General features: G+C 26.4%; 16 protein-coding genes. 13 read left to right on the top strand and 3 right to left on the bottom strand.

Annotation, left to right across the window (positions count from 1 at the left end; translation table 11 throughout):
- Positions 1 to 399: 399 nt before the first annotated feature.
- Positions 400 to 1194 carry a thymidylate synthase gene (locus tag DM780_RS02370; RefSeq protein WP_110548838.1) on the bottom strand — a complete coding sequence of 265 codons (795 nt, stop codon included), beginning with the start codon at positions 1192 to 1194 and terminating at the stop codon, positions 400 to 402.
- 35 nt (positions 1195 to 1229) lie between these two features.
- On the opposite strand from DM780_RS02370, the gene DM780_RS02365 reads away from it, so the two are divergent.
- The 3 genes from DM780_RS02365 to DM780_RS02355 are packed head-to-tail and all read left to right on the top strand — an operon-like array spanning position 1230 to position 3270.
- Positions 1230 to 2171, top strand: a complete 942-nt coding sequence (locus DM780_RS02365) for a ribose-phosphate pyrophosphokinase (RefSeq protein ID WP_110548837.1) — start codon at positions 1230 to 1232, stop codon at positions 2169 to 2171.
- A gap of 6 nt (positions 2172 to 2177) precedes the next feature.
- On the top strand, positions 2178 to 2810 hold the full coding sequence (locus DM780_RS02360; RefSeq protein WP_110548836.1) for a 50S ribosomal protein L25: 633 nt from the start codon (positions 2178 to 2180) through the stop codon (positions 2808 to 2810).
- Between the two features lie 13 nt (positions 2811 to 2823).
- Positions 2824 to 3270 carry a nucleoside deaminase gene (locus DM780_RS02355; RefSeq protein ID WP_110495369.1) on the top strand — a complete coding sequence of 149 codons (447 nt, stop codon included), beginning with the start codon at positions 2824 to 2826 and terminating at the stop codon, positions 3268 to 3270.
- A gap of 5 nt (positions 3271 to 3275) precedes the next feature.
- Here DM780_RS02355 and DM780_RS02350 read toward each other — a convergent pair whose 3' ends face one another.
- Positions 3276 to 3929 carry a DedA family protein gene (locus tag DM780_RS02350; protein ID WP_110548835.1) on the bottom strand — a complete coding sequence of 218 codons (654 nt, stop codon included), beginning with the start codon at positions 3927 to 3929 and terminating at the stop codon, positions 3276 to 3278.
- Positions 3930 to 4268: 339 nt separating this feature from the next.
- Here DM780_RS02350 and aroB point away from each other — a divergent pair, with 339 nt between their 5' ends.
- Together aroB and gyrA are read left to right on the top strand one after the other, a co-directional pair.
- The gene (gene aroB, locus DM780_RS02345; RefSeq protein WP_110548834.1) at positions 4269 to 5333 is read left to right on the top strand and encodes a 3-dehydroquinate synthase; all 1065 of its coding nucleotides are present in this window, start codon (positions 4269 to 4271) and stop codon (positions 5331 to 5333) included.
- Positions 5334 to 5453: 120 nt separating this feature from the next.
- A complete protein-coding gene (gene gyrA / locus DM780_RS02340; protein ID WP_110548833.1) occupies positions 5454 to 7904 on the top strand; it encodes a DNA gyrase subunit A in 2451 nt (816 codons plus the stop codon).
- 30 nt (positions 7905 to 7934) lie between these two features.
- Here gyrA and DM780_RS02335 read toward each other — a convergent pair whose 3' ends face one another.
- Positions 7935 to 10031, bottom strand: coding sequence for a carboxy terminal-processing peptidase (locus DM780_RS02335; protein WP_110548832.1), 2097 nt, complete (start codon positions 10029 to 10031; stop codon positions 7935 to 7937).
- A 56-nt stretch (positions 10032 to 10087) separates the two neighbouring features.
- On the opposite strand from DM780_RS02335, the gene surE reads away from it, so the two are divergent.
- From surE to purF, 8 genes are all read left to right on the top strand, one after another.
- Positions 10088 to 10885 carry a 5'/3'-nucleotidase SurE gene (surE, locus tag DM780_RS02330; RefSeq protein ID WP_110548831.1) on the top strand — a complete coding sequence of 266 codons (798 nt, stop codon included), beginning with the start codon at positions 10088 to 10090 and terminating at the stop codon, positions 10883 to 10885.
- A 13-nt stretch (positions 10886 to 10898) separates the two neighbouring features.
- Positions 10899 to 11873: a Holliday junction branch migration DNA helicase RuvB gene (gene ruvB / locus DM780_RS02325; RefSeq protein ID WP_110548830.1), complete on the top strand. Its 975-nt coding sequence runs from the start codon at positions 10899 to 10901 to the stop codon at positions 11871 to 11873.
- Positions 11874 to 11938: 65 nt separating this feature from the next.
- Complete coding sequence (locus DM780_RS02320; RefSeq protein ID WP_110548829.1) at positions 11939 to 13246, top strand: adenylosuccinate synthase; 1308 nt, start codon at positions 11939 to 11941, stop codon at positions 13244 to 13246.
- Positions 13247 to 13281: 35 nt separating this feature from the next.
- Positions 13282 to 14709 carry an adenylosuccinate lyase gene (purB, locus tag DM780_RS02315; RefSeq protein ID WP_110548828.1) on the top strand — a complete coding sequence of 476 codons (1428 nt, stop codon included), beginning with the start codon at positions 13282 to 13284 and terminating at the stop codon, positions 14707 to 14709.
- Positions 14710 to 14737: 28 nt separating this feature from the next.
- Positions 14738 to 18460: a phosphoribosylformylglycinamidine synthase gene (locus DM780_RS02310; protein WP_110548827.1), complete on the top strand. Its 3723-nt coding sequence runs from the start codon at positions 14738 to 14740 to the stop codon at positions 18458 to 18460.
- A gap of 13 nt (positions 18461 to 18473) precedes the next feature.
- Positions 18474 to 18956 (top strand): 5-(carboxyamino)imidazole ribonucleotide mutase, encoded by a 483-nt coding sequence (purE, locus tag DM780_RS02305; RefSeq protein ID WP_110548978.1) that lies wholly within the window; start codon positions 18474 to 18476, stop codon positions 18954 to 18956.
- Positions 18957 to 18961: 5 nt separating this feature from the next.
- Entirely contained in the window at positions 18962 to 19690 is a 729-nt protein-coding gene (purC, locus tag DM780_RS02300) for a phosphoribosylaminoimidazolesuccinocarboxamide synthase (RefSeq protein WP_197712981.1), read from the top strand.
- Between the two features lie 47 nt (positions 19691 to 19737).
- Positions 19738 to 21168, top strand: a complete 1431-nt coding sequence (gene purF, locus DM780_RS02295) for an amidophosphoribosyltransferase (protein WP_110548825.1) — start codon at positions 19738 to 19740, stop codon at positions 21166 to 21168.
- Positions 21169 to 21178: the final 10 nt, after the last annotated feature.

Raw genomic sequence — 21178 nt, 5'->3', positions numbered from 1 at the left:
AAATATTTATTCAGTAATAATGGCTTAAAAAATGGGATTACCTATATAAAAATATATCAATAAACCGATAAAAATACCTTATCCATATATATAAAAATGGGATGGAATAAAAATTTATCTATAGAAGATCCAAATATCTATATATCTATTGGAAATTTAGATATTATCTAAAATATTTATAAAAAGTTTAAGATCCTTCATCAAAAACATCTATTTTTTTTAGAACCCGTGATCCTATTAAATTTTTAGATCATATGCCATATTCTTTAAAAAAAAGAGTAGTAGAATCAATCGGTATTTCTAAAAAAAATAGATTTTATTTTAAATTCATAAAAAATAACAACTATATCTATGTCTAATAATTACGATTATTTTAAAAATTAGTTACTCAAAAACTGATCAAATAGCTACGTTACCTTTGATATGAGGATAAGGATTGTAATTTTTTAATTCAAAGTCTTCGAAATTAAATTGAAAAATATTTTTCACAGAAGAATTTAAAATAATTTTTGGCAATGGTTTTGGAGTACGACGTATTTGAAGTTGAATTTGTTCTATATGATTATTATATACATGAGCATCTCCTATAGTGTGAATTAATTCTTTTTCTCTAAAATTAAGCGTTTTAGCTATCATAGTAAGAAATAATGCATAAGAAGCTATATTAAAAGGTAATCCAAGAAAAATATCTGCACTTCTTTGATATAATTGCAACGATATTTTTTTTTCATAAACATAAAATTGAAAAAGTAAATGACAGGGAGGTAATGCCATATTTTGAATCATTCCTACATTCCAAGAAGAAACTATTAAACGTCTTGAATTAGGATTAAATTTTATTTCTTCTATAAGATTAACTATCTGATCAATATAACGACCATCATAAGTAGGCCATTTACGCCATTGTAATCCATATATTGGACCTAGATCTCCATTTTTATCAGCCCATTCATTCCAAATAGATACTTTATTTTTTTTTAAATACTTTATATTTGTATCTCCTTTCAAAAACCATAATAATTCATAGATAATAGACCGTATATTTAATTTTTTGGTAGTTAAAAGAGGAAATCCTTTTTTCAAATCAAATTTCATCTGATATCCAAATATACTTTTCGTCCCTATACCAGTACGATCCATTTTATTTATTCCATTTTTTAATACGTTTCTTAATAAATTTAAATATTGTTTCATCTTTAAAAAGTATTTTTGCATAAAAAAATATAATTATGAATCAAAAGGTACTCTTCTTTTCTACAAGAAGTGGATTAAAATTATCAGAAAAAATAGCCTATTATTATGGTAATTTACTTGGAAAAATTCGTTTTTTGGAATTTAGTGATAGAGAATATACCCCATGTTTTGAACAATCTGTTCGTGGATCAAGAGTTTTTTTGATTGGATCTACTTACCCTCCAGTAGATAATTTGATGGAATTACTTTTAATGTGTGATGCAGCACGTAGGGCATCTGCTCATAATATAACACTTGTTGTCCCCTATTTTGGATGGGCAAGACAAGATCATAAAGATAAACCAAGAACTCCTATTGCAGCAAAACTTTTAGCTAATTTAATGGTTGCCTCAGGAGCTAATAGAGTTATGACTATGGATCTTCATGCAGATCAAATTCAGGGATTTTTTGATATTCCTGTTGATCATTTATATGCATCTAGAATATTTATTGATTATATTAAAAAATTAAATATGGACCAACTAACCATTGCTTCTCCAGATATGGGAGGTGCAAAAAGAGCTAGGAGTTATGCTGGTTATTTAGGAACAGATGTAGTTATTTGTTATAAAGAAAGAAAAAAAGCAAATGAAATAGAATTTATGAATCTTATTGGAAATGTGAAAGAAAAAAATATCATACTCATAGATGATATGGTAGATACAGCTGGAACTTTAACAGAAGCAGCCAATTTAATCAAAAAAAAAGGTGCTAAAAGTGTACGTGCTATAGCAACTCATCCAGTTTTATCAGGAAATTCATATGAAAAAATAAGAAATTCCTCTCTTGAAGAATTGGTAATTACTGATTCTATCCCTTTGAAAATAATAAAAAATAAACTATATAAAATAAAAATATTATCCTGTGCTCCACTTTTTGCAGAAGTCATGAAATCTGTACATAATGACGAATCTATAAGTAAAAAATTTATAATTTAATTTAATATGCAATATATAAATATATACGGAAAAAAAAGAAATATAGGAAAAAAAGCGATTGAATCCATTCGATCTTCCGGAGAAGTTCCTTGTATTTTATATGGAAAGAATATTAACATTCCATTTTCTACTTCATTAGAAAGTTTCAAAAATTTAATATATACATCAAAAATACATTGGGTAAACATTCAAATAGAAGGAAAAAATATAAATGCAGTTCAAAAAGAAATTCAATTCGATCCTATTAGTGAAAAAATATTGCATGCTGATTTTTGTAAAATTGATCCCAAAAAATCTATTATATTAGAAATTCCTGTAAAAACTTTTGGAAGATCTATTGGTGTTTCTAAAGGAGGAGAATATTATTCTACGATTAGAAAATTAAAAATAAAAGCTATTCCTTCTTTTTTTCCAGAATATATAAAATTGGATATTAGCAATTTAGATATAGGAGAAAAAATTACAGTGAAAGATATATATCCAAAAGGATATACCATTTTACATCCTACAAATACTCTTTTAGCTAGAGTAAAACACTCTCGGATTACTACTACTTCTACTGAAGAAAAAAAAACGGATCCTATCAGTAATAAAAAAGAATATCAAGAAGAAAACAAAAAAAAGAATATAAAGAAATAAAGTTTTGATTCTAATGATAATAAAAGATCTTTATTTTATGAAAATAGCTCTTGAAGAGGCTTTGATCGCTTTTCACGAAAAAGAAGTTCCTATAGGAGTTGCAATTACCTATAAAAATATAGTCATAGCTAGAGCTCATAATTTAACCGAAACTTTAGGTGATATAACCGCACATGCAGAAATGTTAGGGATTCACTTAGCTTCTAATTTTTTAGGTAAAAAATATATCCGAGAATGCACTTTATATGTAACTATCGAACCCTGTATTATGTGTGCAGGTGCCTTATTTTTATCTCAAATTGGTAGAGTAGTTTGTGGAGCAAAAAATTATAAAATAGGATTTTTATATACAGGGATAAAATTGCATCCAAAAACAAAATTTTTATCTGGAATTATGAAAAATCAATGTAGTCATCTTCTAAAAAAATTTTTTTTCTTGAAAAGAATTCATAAATTTTAGGGAAGTTATATAAGGAGTTTTTTCTTTTTTCTTATTTTTAATTTAAGTAATATTGGTAATGTAGTCATTAGAACAATCAACAAAATAATCCATTCCAGATGATTTTTTAATTCTGGGAACCTTTTATCTAGATAATGCCCAGCTAACATTATCGAAAAAGTCCAAGCAAGAGCTCCAATAATATTATAAATCATAAATTTTTTAAAGTTAATACGTATTGCCCCTGCTACAATGGGGGCAAAAGTACGAAGTATTGGAAGAAAACGACTCATGATAAGTGCCGTTGTTTTATATTTATTATAAAATAATTTTGCTATAATAAGATGTTTTTTCTTAAAAAAAAAGGAATCTTTCTTTTTATACAAAAAATTTCCAGATTTATATCCAAGCCAATATCCTTGTATATTACCAAGTACAGCTACACATGCAACAATTAAAATAATTACGAAAAATGGAACATGATAAAAATTTTTGCATAAATTTTCTCCGAATATTCCAGCAGTGAATAATAAGGAATCTCCTGGTAAAAAAAAACCGATAAAAAACCCTGTTTCTGCAAAAACAATGGCTAAAAGAATAAATAAAGCTGTATTTCCAAAATAGAAAAAAATCCATCTAGGATTGAAAAAATGCTGAAAGAAATCCCAAATATCTGACATTTTATTATGTTGAATATGATATTCTTATTAACTTTAAAGAAAAAGAAAATATTTCCATTTTTTTCAAAATAAAAGTTTAAAATATTTATTTTTAATTAAAAACATTATATTTTTTTTATGGAATTTTTATTCAAATTTATTAATATTTTAGGATGGGGTCCAAATATATTTTTCATAATCGTTTTTTTTATCTTTATAACTTATTGGTTATACCAAATATTTTACTTTATTGATTAAAAAACTTTATGGATTGATCTTGATTATAATAATCTTTATTCCGATTTTTTAATAAATTGGTTAATTTTGTTTGATCAAGTATAAAAAAACGATTTTATTTTTATGTTTTGTGATAATAAAAAAATTATATTTTTTAATGAAGAAGCTTATCAAAAATTAGAAAATTATCTACTTAATCATATTGATACCATAAAAAATACATTTATTCTAGTAGATTATTGTACCTATATTCATTGTCTTCCAATACTTTTCCATCATATAAATTTTTTAGAAAAATCTAACATTATTCAAATTAAACCAGGAGAAAAAGAAAAAAACATTTATACATGTATTCAAATATGGAAATATTTGGAAAATTTTAAGGCAAATAGAAATAGTTTAATTATTAATTTAGGAGGGGGAGTAATTACAGATATTGGTGGATTTGTTGCCTCTGTATTTAAAAGAGGAGTTCGATTTATTAATATTCCTACAACGTTATTAGGTATGGTAGATGCATCTATAGGATATAAAACGGGAATTAATTTAGAATCTATTAAAAATGAAATAGGTTCTTTCTATTGTCCAGAATTTTTAATCATTGATCCTTTTTTTTTAAAAACTCTTCCTGAAAAAGAATTTATTTCAGGTATGGCAGAGATGTTTAAACATGGGTTAATAGCAGATGAAAGTTTTTGGATAAATATGAAAAAATACCAAATGAATAAGGATCAAAATCAATGGAAAAATTTAATCTATCAATCTATATTGATAAAAAATAAAATTGTAGAAAAAGATCCTAAAGAAAAAGGATTAAGGAAAATTCTTAATTTTGGACATACTATAGGTCATGCTTTAGAGAGTTATTTTCTAGATTCTAAAAAAGAAACACTTTTACATGGTATAGCAATCGCTATGGGAATGATATATGAATCTTGGATTTCTTACAAAATAAATGGATTATCTATAAATGATTATCAAGAAATAAAATCGAATCTTTCTAGATTGTATCCAATTAAAAAAATATATAATTCAGAATTTGATCAAATTTTTTTTATTATGGAACATGATAAAAAAAATGATAAAAATAAAATTCAATTTTCTTTATTAAAAAAAATAGGAATTTGTTCTTATAACTGTCAAGTTCCTTATTCTTTAATCAAAGAAAGTTTTTTACAAAAAAAATAAACATTTATTTTTTTTCTTAATTGATTAATATTTTTTATATTAAGTATCGATATTCCTTTACTTACTTTATAATACTTATATAAGAAGCTAACTAAATAATACAACTATATATATAAAAAAATGGGAGAAAAATTAATTCCTATTAATATTGAAGACGAAATGAAATCTTCTTACATAGATTATTCTATGTCTGTTATTGTATCCAGAGCACTTCCTGATGCAAGAGATGGATTAAAACCTGTACATAGGAGAGTTCTATATGGAATGTTCCAATTAGGAATTTTTTCTAAAAATACTTATAAAAAATCGGCTCGTATTGTTGGAGAAGTACTAGGTAAATACCATCCACATGGAGATATTTCTGTTTATGATACTATGGTACGTATGTCTCAAAAATGGATACTTCGTTATCCTTTAATAGATGGACAAGGAAATTTCGGATCATTAGATGCGGATCCACCTGCAGCAATGCGTTATACGGAAGTTAGAATGAAAAAAATATCTGAAGAAATGTTATCGGATATAAAAAAAGATACGGTGGATATGAAACTTAATTTTGATGATTCTCTAGAAGAACCTACGGTATTACCTACCCGAATTCCCAATCTTTTAATTAATGGATCTTCTGGAATAGCCGTAGGAATGGCTACCAATATTCCACCTCATAATTTAAAAGAAACTATTCAAGCAATTTGCGCTTATATTGATGATAATAATATATCTATAGAACAAATAATAGAATATATTAAAGCCCCAGATTTTCCTACAGGAGGAATTATTTATGGATACGATGGAGTAAAGAAAGCCTTTCATACTGGAAAAGGCCGTATTGTATTACGCGCAAAAGTTCATTTTGAAGAAATTAAGGGTAGACAATGTATCATTGTAGATGAAATTCCTTATCAAGTAAATAAATCAGAAATGATTAATAGAACTGTAGAGTTAATAAAAGTAGGAAAGATGGATGGTATCTATCAAATTCGTGATGAATCTGATAGAAATGGATTACGCATAGTATATATGCTTAAACAAAATACAAATTCTAATGTATTATTGAATAATTTATTCAAATATACTTCTTTACAAACTTACTTTAATGTTAATAATATTGCATTAGTTAATGGAAAACCAGTTAAACTAAATATTAAAGATCTGATCCAACATTTTGTAGATCATCGTCAGGATGTTATTATTCGTCGTACTCAATACGAATTAAAAAAATATAAAGATAGAGTTCATACTTTGATGGGCTTTTTAAAAATATTAGATCATTTAGATAAAATGATTGAATTAATCAAAAAATCTAAAGATCATAATGAAGCTTGTGATAGACTTATTAAAAAATTTAGACTATCTAAAAATCAATCTAAATCTATTTTAGATCTTCGCTTGCAAAGTCTTACTTCTTTAGAAATTAATAAAATTAAAAGAGAATATGAAGAATTAGTCAAAAATATAGAAAATTTGGAAAATGTTTTATTAAAACATTCTATCAGAATGAAAATTATTAAAAAAGAACTTTTAGATATTAAAGAAAAATATCAAGATGGACGTCGTACAAAAATCGATTACTTAGGAAATGAAGTACACATAGAAGATCTTATTGATGACGAACAGGTAGTACTGACTATCTCTCATGCTGGATATATAAAAAGAACTTCTTTATCGGAATACAAATGTCAAGGAAGAGGAGGGGTAGGGAATAGAGGGGCTAGTGCTAGAGAATCGGATTTTTTAAATCATCTTCTCATAGCTACTAATCATCAATATCTACTTTTTTTTACAGAAAAAGGAAAATGTTTTTGGTTAAGAGTCTATGAAATACCAGAAGGATCAAAAATTTCTAAAGGAAGAGCTATACAAAATATGATTCATATACAAAAAGATGATAAAGTAAATGCCTATATATTAACTGGAGATCTGAAAGATAAAAAATATGTTCAAAATCATTATGTTATGATGGTAACTCAAAAAGGAATTATTAAAAAAACTTCTTTAGAGAACTATTCACGTCCTAGAAAAAATGGAATTAAGGCGATTATCATTCGAGAGGGAGATTCCTTATTAGAAGCAATCCTAACTAAGGGTAAAAGTCATGTGTTTATTGCTGTAAAAAGTGGAAGAATTATTCGTTTTTCAGAGAATCATGTTCGTAAAACGGGAAGAACTTCTTCTGGAGTAATAGGGATTAATTTAAAAAAATATGATATTGTAATTGGAATGATATGCGTAGAAGAAGAGGAAAAAGGAAATGTTTTGGTAGTTTCGGATAAAGGATTTGGAAAAAGATCAAATTTAAAAGATTATCGAATTACTAATCGTGGAGGAAAAGGTATAAAAACCATAAATATTACTAAAAAAACAGGTAGTTTAATTTCTATAAAACATGTAAAAGAACCAGATGATTTAATGATTATTAAAAAGTCTGGAATCATCATCCGTATTCCAATATCGGATATACGAGTTATGGGGAGGTCTACACAAGGAGTAAGATTAATCTATCTCAAAGAGAAGGATGAAATTGCTGATGTAGAAAAAATTGATAAAAACCAGGTAGTTGAATTTCTATAAAAAAAACCTGTATGTAATAAATGATTTTTTTTAATTTTCATTAAAATCTCGTAAAATATTGACACATTCGGCTATCTGAAAATCTTTCAATAAATTATTTTTCCACTCTTTTTTTTTCAATTTATATTTGGAAATAATTTTGTAAGATGGAGGATATGCTTTCAATCCATATATATTTAAGTAATCTTTTAACTTTTGAAAGTTTTCGTTTCTTTTTTTTATTTTTAAATTATCATAATAAAAATCTTTCCAATTTAAAGAAAAATTTCTTTTTTTTATAATTTTTTTTTCGAATAATTGTATAGTTTTATATATAGTATTTATATCCTGATGTTTTTTCAAACGATTTAGGCTTTTTAACTTTATTTTTTCCAAATCTACTTTCCCTTTCCAAGGTTTATAAGGAATAGAATCAATACGATCCCATATCATGGAGTTAGGTTTGTCTTTTTCCATTTTTTGGATGGAAAAAGGAACATTATTATTGGGGATTACTATATCTGAATTTACGCCTTTTAATTGAGTAGAACTTCCATTTACGCGATAAAATTTATTCATGGTAAATTTTAAAGTCCCCAATTCATTATTAGAAAATAAAAATGAATTTAATGGATAAAATGTTTGAACCGTACCTTTACCGTATGTTTGATCGCTACCAACAATGATCCCTCTTTTATAATCTACTATAGCAGCCGCTAGTATTTCTGATGCAGAAGCAGATAATTCGTTGACAAGAAGAACGAGAGGTCCTTTCCAAAGGATATTATCCTCCTTATTTTTGATGATTTTCTTTTTTCCAGAAGATAGTTTTACTTGTACTATTGGAACTTTTCCTAAGAAAAAACCTGAAATTTTAACAACAGTCTCTAAAGATCCTCCTCCATTATTTCTTATATCAATAAGAAGACCTTTAATTTTTTCTTTTTTTAATTTTTGAATAATGTTTTTCATATCTTGAGCTGCATTTCTTCCATTTTTATTTTCAGGATTAAAATAAAATTCTGGCAAATGAATTAAACCATATTTATTGTTATTCTTATCCAATAAGATGACACTTTTTGCAAAAATTTCTTCTTTTTCAATTATATCCCTAATAATGATAACTTCTTCTATAGAACCATTTTTTTTTTGAATTGTTAATTTTACTTTACTTCCTTTTTTACCTCTTATAAGACGAACGGAATTTTCTAATAACATTCCTATAATATTTTGAGATTCTGAATTTGGATTTTTTGCTACTCGAATAATTTTATCTCCTATATCTATCTTTTTACTTTTCCATGCAGGTCCACCAACGATAAGTTTTATAACCGTTGCATAACCTTTATAATCTGTTAATTCAGCGCCAATTCCTTCTGTTTTACCAGATATATTCAAATCAAAATTTTCCTTTTCTTTAGTAGAAAAATAAATAGTATGAGGATCATAATGAGATATAATAGTATTTACGTACATAGAAAACCAGTCTATTTTTTTTTTCATTTTTAATTTTCTGAAATATTCCCGGAGATCCTCTTCCACTTTTTTTCTCGATTTTTTTTCTTTATTAATAAATAGATTCTTCCAAATATTCTTTTTGTAATTTTTAAAAAAATTTTTATTTGTATTTATTGAAGTTACTATTTCCATAAGAGTTAAATATTTTAAATATTTTCTCCATTCTTCTATCCATTCTTCTTTATTTTTAGGATAAAAATATTTATATTCTCCAGGAACAAATATTTCTTTTTTATTGAAATCAAAAGGTTTTTTTAAAATTTTAAAACAAAAATTTTCCACTTCTTTTATTCTTTGATAAAAACGATTTATCGTAATATTAAAAAATATGGGGTCCCCATTTATCCAATAATCATCTATTTTTTCTCTATAGTAAGAGATATATTCTAGATCTTTTTTTAGAAAAAAACGTTTTTGAAAATCTAAATTTTCAAAATATTTTTTATATACTTTTTTGGAAAAATCATTATTAATTTTAATAGGACTAGGATGTAAAAAATAAAGTATTTTGTATATTTTTTTTAATATAATACTATGATTTTCTACTTCTCCTTTTGGAGAACAAAAACTTAATAAAAAAGTAAAAATAAAACCAATTATTATATTTTTAAATTTAAAATCTACAATCATTCTGATACTGATTAATAAATAATAAAATTACAAATATTTATATCCTTTATGAAAAAATGAAAAATAAACCAATTATTTTAGTAACAAACGATGATGGAATTATAGCTCCAGGTATTCGAGCTCTTGTTAATGTTATGAATTCTTTAGGAGAAGTTTATGTTGTTGCTCCAAATAAGCCTCAATCTGGAATAGGACATGCTATAACGATGGATACCATTTTATATTGTGATTCTGTCCAAATAGACAATGGATGTCAAAAAGAATGGGAATGTTCAGGCACTCCTGTTGATTGTGTAAAATTAGCTATTAGTAATATACTTCCAAGAAAACCGGATATTTGTGTTTCTGGAATTAATCATGGATCTAATTCTTCCATAAATATTATGTATTCTGGAACAATTTCTGCAGTCATAGAAGCTGGAATTGAGGGGATACCTTCTGTTGGTTTCTCTCTTTTGGATTTTGATTGGAATGCAGATTTTGAACCAGCCAAAAAATATGTATGTAAAATTGTAAAAAAAATTCTTTATAATCCTATACCAAAAGGGGGTATTAGTCTTAATGTAAATATTCCAAAAAAAAAAATAAAAGGAATGAAAATATGCAGGCAGTCAGAATCTAAATGGAAAGAAAGTTTTGATAAACGTTATAATCCAAAAGGAAGAACTTATTATTGGCTAATTGGAGATTTTATTAATTTTGATAAAAAATCGGATACGGATGAATGGGCATTAAAAAATGGATACGTTTCTATTGTTCCTATAAAATTTGATTTAACAGATTATCCAATTTTAAATATTTTGAGATCATGGAATTTTATATTATTATTTATTTTTTTGGATACTCTATTATGAAAAAAAATATATAGTGTCACCTATTTTAGAAGAAACTTTAAATCCCAAAAAAATTCAAGAATTTGTTGGACAATGTGATATTTTAGAAAATTTAACAATTTTTATTCAAGCTGCTAAAAAAAGAAAAGAAGCCTTAGATCATATTCTGTTTCATGGTCCTCCAGGATTAGGAAAAACCACTATTTCTCATATTGTTGCTAATGAATTGGGCGTTAATATCTCTGTAACTTCAGGATCCGTTTTAGATAAACCAGGAGATTTAGCGGGTATCCTCATTCATTTAAATTTGAACGATGTTCTATTTATAGACGAAATTCATCGTCTTTCTCCTATAGTTGAAGAATATTTGTATTCTGCTATGGAAAATTATAAAATTGATATTATAATAGATTCGGGATCTAATGCAAGATCAGTACAAATTGATTTATCTCCTTTTACTTTAATAGGAGCAACAACAAGATCTGGATTATTAACAGCACCTATGCGTTCTAGATTTGGAATTAATTTACGTTTAACTTATTATCAAAAAGAATTATTAAAAATAATTATAGAACGTAGTGCAAAAATATTAAACATTCCAATCACCGAAGAATCTTCTTATGAAATAGCAACTAGAAGTCGTGGTACTCCACGTATAGCTAACTCTTTACTTCGTAGAATTCGTGATTTTGCTCAAATAAAAGGGAATGGCATTATAGATAGTAACATATGTAATTTAGGATTAAAAGCCCTTAATGTAGATCAACATGGATTAGATGAAATGGATAATAGAATTCTTACATCTATTATTGATTCCTTTAAAGGAGGTCCTGTTGGAATAAATACTATAGCAACAGCTGTGAATGAAAATTCCGATACAATAGAAGAGGTTTATGAACCTTTTCTTATTCAAGAAGGATATTTAATAAGAACACCTAGAGGTAGAATAGCAACAAGGTTAGCTTATCAACATCTTAAACGATATATTTGCAATAATAAAAAATTTTAGAATTTTTTATTATCTATTTATAAAAAACTAACTTTGTAGAAAAAGTATAAAATTGTAAAAAAATCATGCCTTCAAATGTTATTGTTGGTCTCCAATGGGGTGACGAGGGAAAAGGTAAAATCACAGATTTACTTTCTAAAAATTCAGATTATGTAATTCGTTATCAAGGAGGGAATAATTCAGGTCATTCTATTCATATTAATAATCGTAATTTTATTCTTCATTTAATTCCATCTGGAGTAGTTAATCCTTCTATTAAATGTATTATAGGACCTGGAATGGTTATTGACCCTAAATCCTTGATTCAAGAAATTAAAAAAATAGAATCTATAGGAATCAATACCTCTAGAGTTTTTTTGGCAAAACGTGCACATCTAACCATGCCTTATCATCGTTTACTAGATGAATATAAAGAAGAAGCTTTAGGTTCTAGATCTATTGGAACTACACATCGTGGAATTGGTCCTACTTATGAAGATAAAATAGCCCGTATAGGAATCCGGTTATTAGATTTTTTGAATCTAAAAGTATTTCATAAAAAATTAAAAGATAACGTAGATTATAAAAATAAGATTATTACAAAAGTATATAAAAAAGATCCTATTTATTTTAAATCGATATATGAAGAATATATCGAATATGCTAAGATTCTTTATCCTCGTATTATTGATTCTGTACATGAAATTCATTATGCTTTTCATCAAAAAAAGAAAATTTTATTTGAAGGGGCTCAAGCTATGTTATTAGATATAAATTATGGAACATATCCATATGTAACTCCTTCTTCAACTTCGACAGGTGGTGTATGTACAGGAACTGGGATCCCACCTAATTTTTTGAAAAATTTTATAGGAATAGCAAAAGCTTACTGTACCCGTGTAGGATATGGCCCTTTTCCTACAGAGATTAGGAATAAAATCAGCGATATAATACGTAAAAAAGGGAATGAATATGGTTCAACTACAAAACGGTCCAGAAGATGTGGATGGTTAGACCTTTTATCTCTAAAATATTCCTGTATGATTAATGGAATTAATTATTTAATCATTACAAAATTGGATGTTTTAAGTGAATTAGAATTCATTAAAGTATGTGTAAAATATAAAATTAATGGAAAAAAGATACAATATTTTCCATCTAATATAGAAGAATTGGAAGAAAAAAAAGTAGAAGCTATTTATATAGATTTTCCTGGTTGGAAAAAAGATATTTCTCATATACATGAATATGATGATTTGCCTAAAAATTGCAAGAAATATGTTAACTTTATAGAAAGTTATTTAAATTTAGATATTGTATTAATTTCTGTAGGATCTGAAAGAAATCAAAATATTATCAAAAATAAATCTTCCTTTTTGAAAATTATTTCTTAGAAAAATATTTCCATTTATATAAAAATGATTCTTTTGTGAAAGAATATAAAAATCCTTTAGTAGAACGATACAGTAGTAAAGAAATGTTGTATAATTTTTCTCCCGAAAAAAAATTTACTACCTGGAGAAAACTTTGGCTATATTTAGCAGAATATCAAAAAAAATTAGGTTTAAATATTAAGGAAGAACAAATTAATGATTTAAAAAAACATTTAAATGATATTGATTGGAATAGAGTTTTTTTCTATGAAAAAAAATTTCATCATGATGTAATAGCTCATTTATACGCACTTGGAGAAAAAGCAACTATAGCTAAACCAATTATTCATTTAGGTGCTACAAGTGCTTTTTTAGGAGACAACACGGATCTTATTCTCCTACGTGATGGATTAGAAATTATCCTTAATAAATTAATTAATGTTCTTTTTCGTCTTAGAAATTTTACCTTAGAATATCATAATACTCCCACTTTGGCATTTACACATTATCAACCAGCTCAGTTAACTACTGTTGGTAAACGTTCTTCTTTGTGGATACAAAGTATCCTAATGGATATAGAAGAATTGGAATTCAGATTACAAAATCTATGTTTCAGAGGAGTAAAAGGAACTGTAGGAACAGCTGCTAGTTTCAAAGAATTATTTAATGGAAATTTAAAAAAAGTAAAATATCTAGAAAAAAAATTATCCAAAAAATTTGGATTTCAAAAAATTTTTCCTGTTACGGGTCAAACTTATGATAGAAAAGTTGATGCACAAATCTTAAATTTATTATCCAATATTTCTCAATCTTCTCATAAGTTTAGTAATGATTTGCGTTTATTACAAAATTTAAAAGAAATGGAAGAACCATTTAATAAAGAACAAATGGGATCCAGTGCGATGGCATATAAACGAAATCCAATACTTAGTGAACGGATGGCTTCTTTAGCTAAATATGTGATTTCTCTATCCAATAGTTCAGCTATGGTAGCTGCCACTCAATGGTTAGAACGGACTTTAGATGATTCCGCCAATAGAAGATTGGTCCTTGCACAATCTTTTTTAGCTACAGATGCTATTTTAATGATTTGGAATAATATATTAGAAAATATTGTAGTTTATCCTAAAATGATAGAAAAAAATATCTATCAAGAACTTCCATTTTTAATTACTGAATCTATTATTGTCAAAAGCGTAAAAAATGGAGCAGATAGACAAGAAATCCATGAAAGAATCCGAATTCATTCCATGAAAACTCATTCTAAAATGAAATTAGAAGGTACAGAAAATGATTTTATAAAACGTATTTTAAACGATGAAAAAATACCGATTAATGAAAAAGAATTAAATCAAATGCTTGATCCTAAAAATTTTATAGGTTTTTCTTCAGATCAATCTTTAGAATTTATTGATAAAAAAGTAAATCCTATTTTGGATCGATTTCATCGTTTGATAAATTCAAATAGTAATCTTAAAATTTAGAAAAATTCTATTTTTATATTCTAATCTAATGAATTTAAGGATTTATATACAAAAAAAAAATTTTTTCGACCTTTATTCTAGAAAGTTATATCAAGAATTAAATGATATGGATATATCGTTATCTAAAGTGATTATTTATCATATATACGATATATTTCAAATAAAACAAGAAGTTTTTATAGATAGCTTATATAAAATTTTTGTGGATCCTGTAACAGATATTTATCATAAAAAATTACATTTAAAAAATCCATATTTTTCTATAGAATATTTACCAGGAAAATATGATCAACGTGCAGAAGCGGCTATGCAATGTATAAAAGTGATAGATCCTATATCTACAGTTTTTATAAAAACAGGGAAATTAATTGAATTAATAGGATTGAATAATCCAAAAAATGATATTATTAAAATTAAAAAATATTGCATAAATCCAAATATTTGTAAGGAAAAAAATCTTAAAGAAATGCTTCCTCCATATTTTTCTAATATAAAATGTGTAGAGAAAAAAAAAATGAAAATCCTAGAAGGATTTATTAATTTTACTCATGAAGAAATAAAAAAAATTCATAAAAAATGGAATTTTTCTATAGAAATAAAGGATTTACTCTTTATTCAAAAATACTTTTTTGAAGAAAATCGTGATCCTAAAGAAGAAGAATTACGTATTTTAGATGCTTATTGGTCTGATCATTGTCGTCATAGTACTTTTTTGACGACATTGGTAGATATCACTTTTGATGGAATATTGAAAGATACCTATTATAATATTTTTAATAAATATTTAAAAGATCGTGATTCAATAGGAAGATCAAAAGATCCTATAAATTTGATGGATTTATCTAATCTTCCTTCTCAAATTCTTTTTAAAAAAGGAAAATTGAAAAACTATGTATTTTCTAATGAACGTAATTCTTGTATAATGAGAATTGACGTAGATATTATAGGAAAAAAAAAGGAAAAATGGTATCTTTTATTTAAAAATGAAACCCACAATCATCCTACAGAAATTGATCCGTTTGGAGGAGCTTCTACTTGTATAGGTGGAGCAATTCGTGATCCATTATCTGGTAGAGCTTTTGTTTATCAATCTATTCGATTAAGTGGAGCGGATGATCCAACTAAAACAAAAACATTGAATGGTAAAATAGAGCAAAGAAAAATCTGCCGTGAAGCGGCTAATGGTTATAGTTCTTATGGAAATCAAGTTGGAGTTTCTACTACTCATATACATGAAATATATCATAAAGGTTATAAAGCTAAAAGGATGGAAGTCGGAATGGTTATTGGAGCCGTTCCAGTAGATTACGTAAAACAAAAAAATCCAAAAAAAGGAGATATAATTCTGTTAATTGGTGGATTAACAGGAAGAGATGGAATAGGAGGAGCAACAGAGTCTTCTAAGGAATATGAATATAATTTAAAAAATACATCTTACAATATTCCAGTCCAAAAAGGAAATCCAATAATAGAACGACAAATACAAAGATTTTTTCGAAAAAAAGAAGCCATATCTTTGATCAAAAAATGCAATGATTTTGGTGCAGGAGGAGCTTCAGTAGCAATAGGGGAATTGAGTAATAGTTCGATCCTTTATTTAGATAAAATACCAATAAAAAATACATCTTTAGATTCTATAGAAATAGCACTTTCAGAATCTCAAGAACGTATGGCTGTGGTTTTAAATCCCGATGATGTAAAAAAATTTATTAATTTATCTCATGAAGAAAATATTCTATCCATTCCTATAGCTAAGATTACGGATAATGAACGTATAATTTTTTATCATCAAAAAAAAGAAATATTCAACTTAAAAAGTTCTTTTTTAAATACAGGAGGATCTAATAAAAAAAAAGTTGTTCAGGTAAGTTCTCCAACTTCTATTTCTCCTTTTAAAAAATCCCAAAAAATTACTTTCAATAAAAAAAATTTCTTAAAAAATATTTCTAAATTAAATATTGCATCTCAAAAAAGTTTAGTAGAAATGTTTGATAGTACTATAGGTGGGGGGACTATATTGATGCCTTTTGGAGGAAAATATCAAATGACTCCATCGGAAGGAAGTGTACAAAAAATTCCTGTTTTAAATGGAGAAACAACCACAGTAAGTTTAGCATCTTGGGGATTTCATCCAAATATATCTAATTGGAGTCCTCTTCATGGAGGGGCATATGCTATAGTAGAGTGTGTTTCTAAAATTGTTTCTATGGGAGGAAATTATAAAAGTACTTATTTTAGTTTTCAAGAATATTATCAAAAATTAGGAAAAAGTCCAAAAAATTGGGGGAAACCATTTGCTTCTTTATTAGGTGCTTATCATGCACAAATGGCTTTTGAATTAGCTTCTATTGGAGGAAAAGATAGCATGTCAGGATCATATAAAAATATTCACGTTCCACCAACATTAATAGCTTTTGGAGTTAGCATAGGTTCCTGTGGGAATATTATATCACCTGAATTAAAAAAAATAGGAAATAGAATATACTTATATCATCATAAACCACTAAAAAATGAAATGCCAGATTTCGATTCTCTGAAAAAGGTATATGATAAAGTTTATAAAGGGATTTGTTCCGGTAAAATAGTTTCTGTGAAAACTATAAAAGATGGGGGGATTTCCATTGCTATTGCAAAAATGTCTTTTGGGAATCGTTTAGGTGTTGTAATTCAATATAATAATCATTTGCTTGAAACAAATATAGGTTCATTAATTATAGAATCCTCATCTTCACTTTCAGAAGATTTCATTTTAATTGGAGAAGTTGTTTCATCTCAAAATTTAAATTTTAATGGTATTTCTATTGATATAGATGAATCCATCAAAAATTGGATAAAAACTTTAACTCCTATATATTCTATAAATAATAGAGATATAAAATATCCTAAAAAAAATATACTACAAAAAAGTAGAAAATTCCATAAAAAAATTCCATTAAAATGGAAATCAATTAAAAAAATAAGACCACGTGTATTTATTCCAATATTTCCTGGAACAAATTGTGAATTTGAATCAATTCATGCTTTTGAAAAAGAAGGAGCAATAGTAAAAACTTTTGTATTGAGAAATTTAAGCGATAAAGATCTTATTCAATCCATATCTAAAATGGTAAAATATATCAAATCTGTACAAATATTTATGCTTTGTGGAGGATTTAGTGCGGGAGATGAACCCGATGGTTCTGCAAAATTTATAACGTCTATGTTACATAATCCCTATATCAAAGATTCTATTGAATATTTTATTGATCATGATGGATTAATTTTAGGTATCTGTAATGGATTTCAGGCATTGATTAAATCTAGTTTATTACCTTACGGTAAAATCAATTTGCGTAATCATAAATCTCCAACACTTACCTATAATGAAATAGGAAAACATATATCTCAATGTGTTCATATAAAAGTTATTTCTGATCAATCTCCATGGTTAAAAGGAATGAAAAATAAAGTATATACTATTCCAGTATCTCATAGTGAAGGTAGGTTTTATGCTAGTGAAAAAATGATTAATATTTTATTAAGAAAAAATCAAATTGCCGCTTTATATGTAGATTTAAAAGGAAATCCTACTATGGATTTTCCTTTTAATCCCAATGGATCTATTGGAGCAGTAGAAGGATTATTAAGTAATAATGGAAAAATTTATGGAAGAATGACTCATCCGGAGCGTTATAATAATGGATTATTAAAAAATATACCTGATATTAAAGAGCATTCTATTTTTAGAAATGCTGTGCAATATTTTTTATAAAAAAAAAAATTATATGAAAGTAGCTATATTTTGTGGAAGTCTATCAGATAAACCAACGATGAAAATATCGGAAAATATACTAAATATATTTAATATAAAGAACAAAACTTATGTTATATCGGCACATCGTTTACCAGATATATTATCAAAAACAATAAAAAAAATAGAATCTTTAGAAGGTGTGGAACTTATTATTGCAGGAGCTGGGTTATCTGCTCATTTACCTGGAATTATAGCTTCAAGAACTATTATACCCGTTATAGGAGTTCCTATTTATGCTAATAATGGATTATTAGGTGGAATGGACGCTCTACTTTCTATTGTTCAAATGCCTAAAGATGTTCCTGTGGCTACAGTAGGGATCAATAATGCATACAATGCGGCTCTATTATCCGTTCATATATTAGCTATAAAATATAACGAAATAAAAAAATTATTATTAAAATTTCGAATGAAAAAAAAAGAAAAATTAGTGACTGAAATAGATAAATATTGATTATTATGAGCAGTATGATTAAAAAAAAGTATTTATTAGAAGGAAAAACAAAAAAAATCTATTCTACAGATAATCCAGATGAAATTATTATTCATTATAAAGATAGTATAACTTCTTTAAATGGATTAAAAAAGGAATTATTACAAGATAAAGGAATTTTAAATAATGAAATAACAACATTAATATTTAAATTCCTTAAAGATTATGGAGTAAGAAATCATTTTATTCGTAAGATAAATAATAGAGAACAATTGTGTTATAAAGTGGATATGATACCATTAGAATTTGTAGTTCGAAATATTGTTGCTGGAAGTATGTCTAGACGTTTAAATATAAATGAAGGGATTACTATAGATAATCCAATTATTGAAATATTTTACAAGAATGATGGATTAAAAGACCCATGGTTAAACCACCATCATGCTGTATTCTTAAATCTAATTTCTTATGAAGAATTAAATAAAATTAATCAAATTGTCTCAAATATTAACAATATTCTGAAAAAATATTTTTTAGATAAAAATATTCTATTGGTAGATTTTAAAATAGAATTTGGAAAAAATAAAAAAAATCAAATTTTACTTTCTGATGAAATTAGTCCTGATACATGTCGTCTTTGGGATAAAAAAACAATGAAAAAACTTGATAAAGACAGATTTAGAAATGAATTGAATGATAAGGAAGAGGTAATAGATACTTATATGGAAATATTAAAAAGGCTCAATGCAGGTTAATCCATTTAAGGGACAAATATTTTCTTTTTCCATAAAAAAAAAAGAGGATGTCTCAATTATTTCCTATTCTAGAAAAAAAAAATTATTATGATAAATTTCATGAAGAATGCGGAGTTTTTGGAATTTATTCTACTCATAAAATAGATACATTTTCTCTCATTCAGTTTGGTTTATTTGCCTTACAACATCGAGGTCAAGAAGCATGTGGTTTTTCGGTTTTACGAGATGGATTTATTTTATCTCATAAAAGTGAAGGTCTTGTTTTAGATTCCTTTAGAAAAATTTCGAATTCTGAATGTTATCATGGAAATGCTGTTATTGGACATACAAGATATTCTACAGAAGGAGGACAAAGTCAAAAAAATATTCAACCATTTTTTGGAGAAGATATCCATGGTAAAAGTATCATTTCTATTGTCCATAATGGAAATTTAATAAATGCTAAAAAAATTCGGAAAAATTTAGAATCGAAAGGAATTACATTTATATCCTCTGATTCGGATTCTGAAGTCATTTTACGTTTAATACAAAAATATTTATCAGAATCTGAAAATAACCTAAAAATAGCTATTCAAAAAACCACTTTTGATATTCAAGGAGCTTATTCTGTAATAGTTCTTATGGATAATAAAATTGCTGCTTTTAGAGATCCAAATGGAATTAGACCTTTATGTTATGGTATGCTTAATGAAAAAACTTATATATTTAGTTCTGAAACTTGTGGAATAGATTCTGTGGGGGGATATTATGTAAGAGATTTATTTCCAGGAGAAATAGCTATTGTCGATCAAAAATCAATTCAATTTTCTCTTCTTAGAAAAAAAAGGGATACAAAACGAAGAATATGTTCCTTTGAATATATTTATTTTTCCCGTCCTGATTCTTTCATTGAAAATATAAACGTTTATGCAGTTCGTGAAAAAAGTGGAGAAGTTCTTTATGAACAACATCCAGTAGTAGCAGATGTCGTGATTGGAGTACCAGATTCTGGGGTACCAGCAGCTATTGGATATTCTAAAGCATCCGGAATTCCTTTCAAACCAATTTTAGTAAAAAATAAATATATTGGAAGATCTTTTATTTTACCAAAACAAGAAATGCGTGAAAAAATGGTTAATTTAAAACTAAATTCTATTTTAAATGAAATTAGAGGAAAACGGATTGTCATTATTGATGATTCTATTGTTCGTGGTACTACGAGTCGTCGATTAGTTTATATTTTAAGAAAATCAGGAGCAAAAGAAATTCATTTTAGAAGTGCATCTCCACCTATTATAGCTCCATGTTATTTAGGTATAGATACTCCTACTCAAAAAGATCTAATTTCATTCAAAATAGATAAGGAAAGTATAGCTAAATTTTTAGATGTAGATAGTTTAGAATTTTTAAGTATGGCTAATTTAATCGATATTCTTGGAAGTAATAATTATTGTTTCGGTTGTTTTACTGGAAATTATCCCATTCATAAAAAAAAATGATTGTATATTA

Origin of the sequence: Blattabacterium punctulatus, assembly GCF_003226695.1 — a bacterium.
Classification (GTDB): domain Bacteria; phylum Bacteroidota; class Bacteroidia; order Flavobacteriales; family Blattabacteriaceae; genus Blattabacterium; species Blattabacterium punctulatus.
The sequence above is the reverse complement of the archived record's forward strand: the minus strand, read 5'-3'. Positions and strand labels throughout refer to the sequence as shown.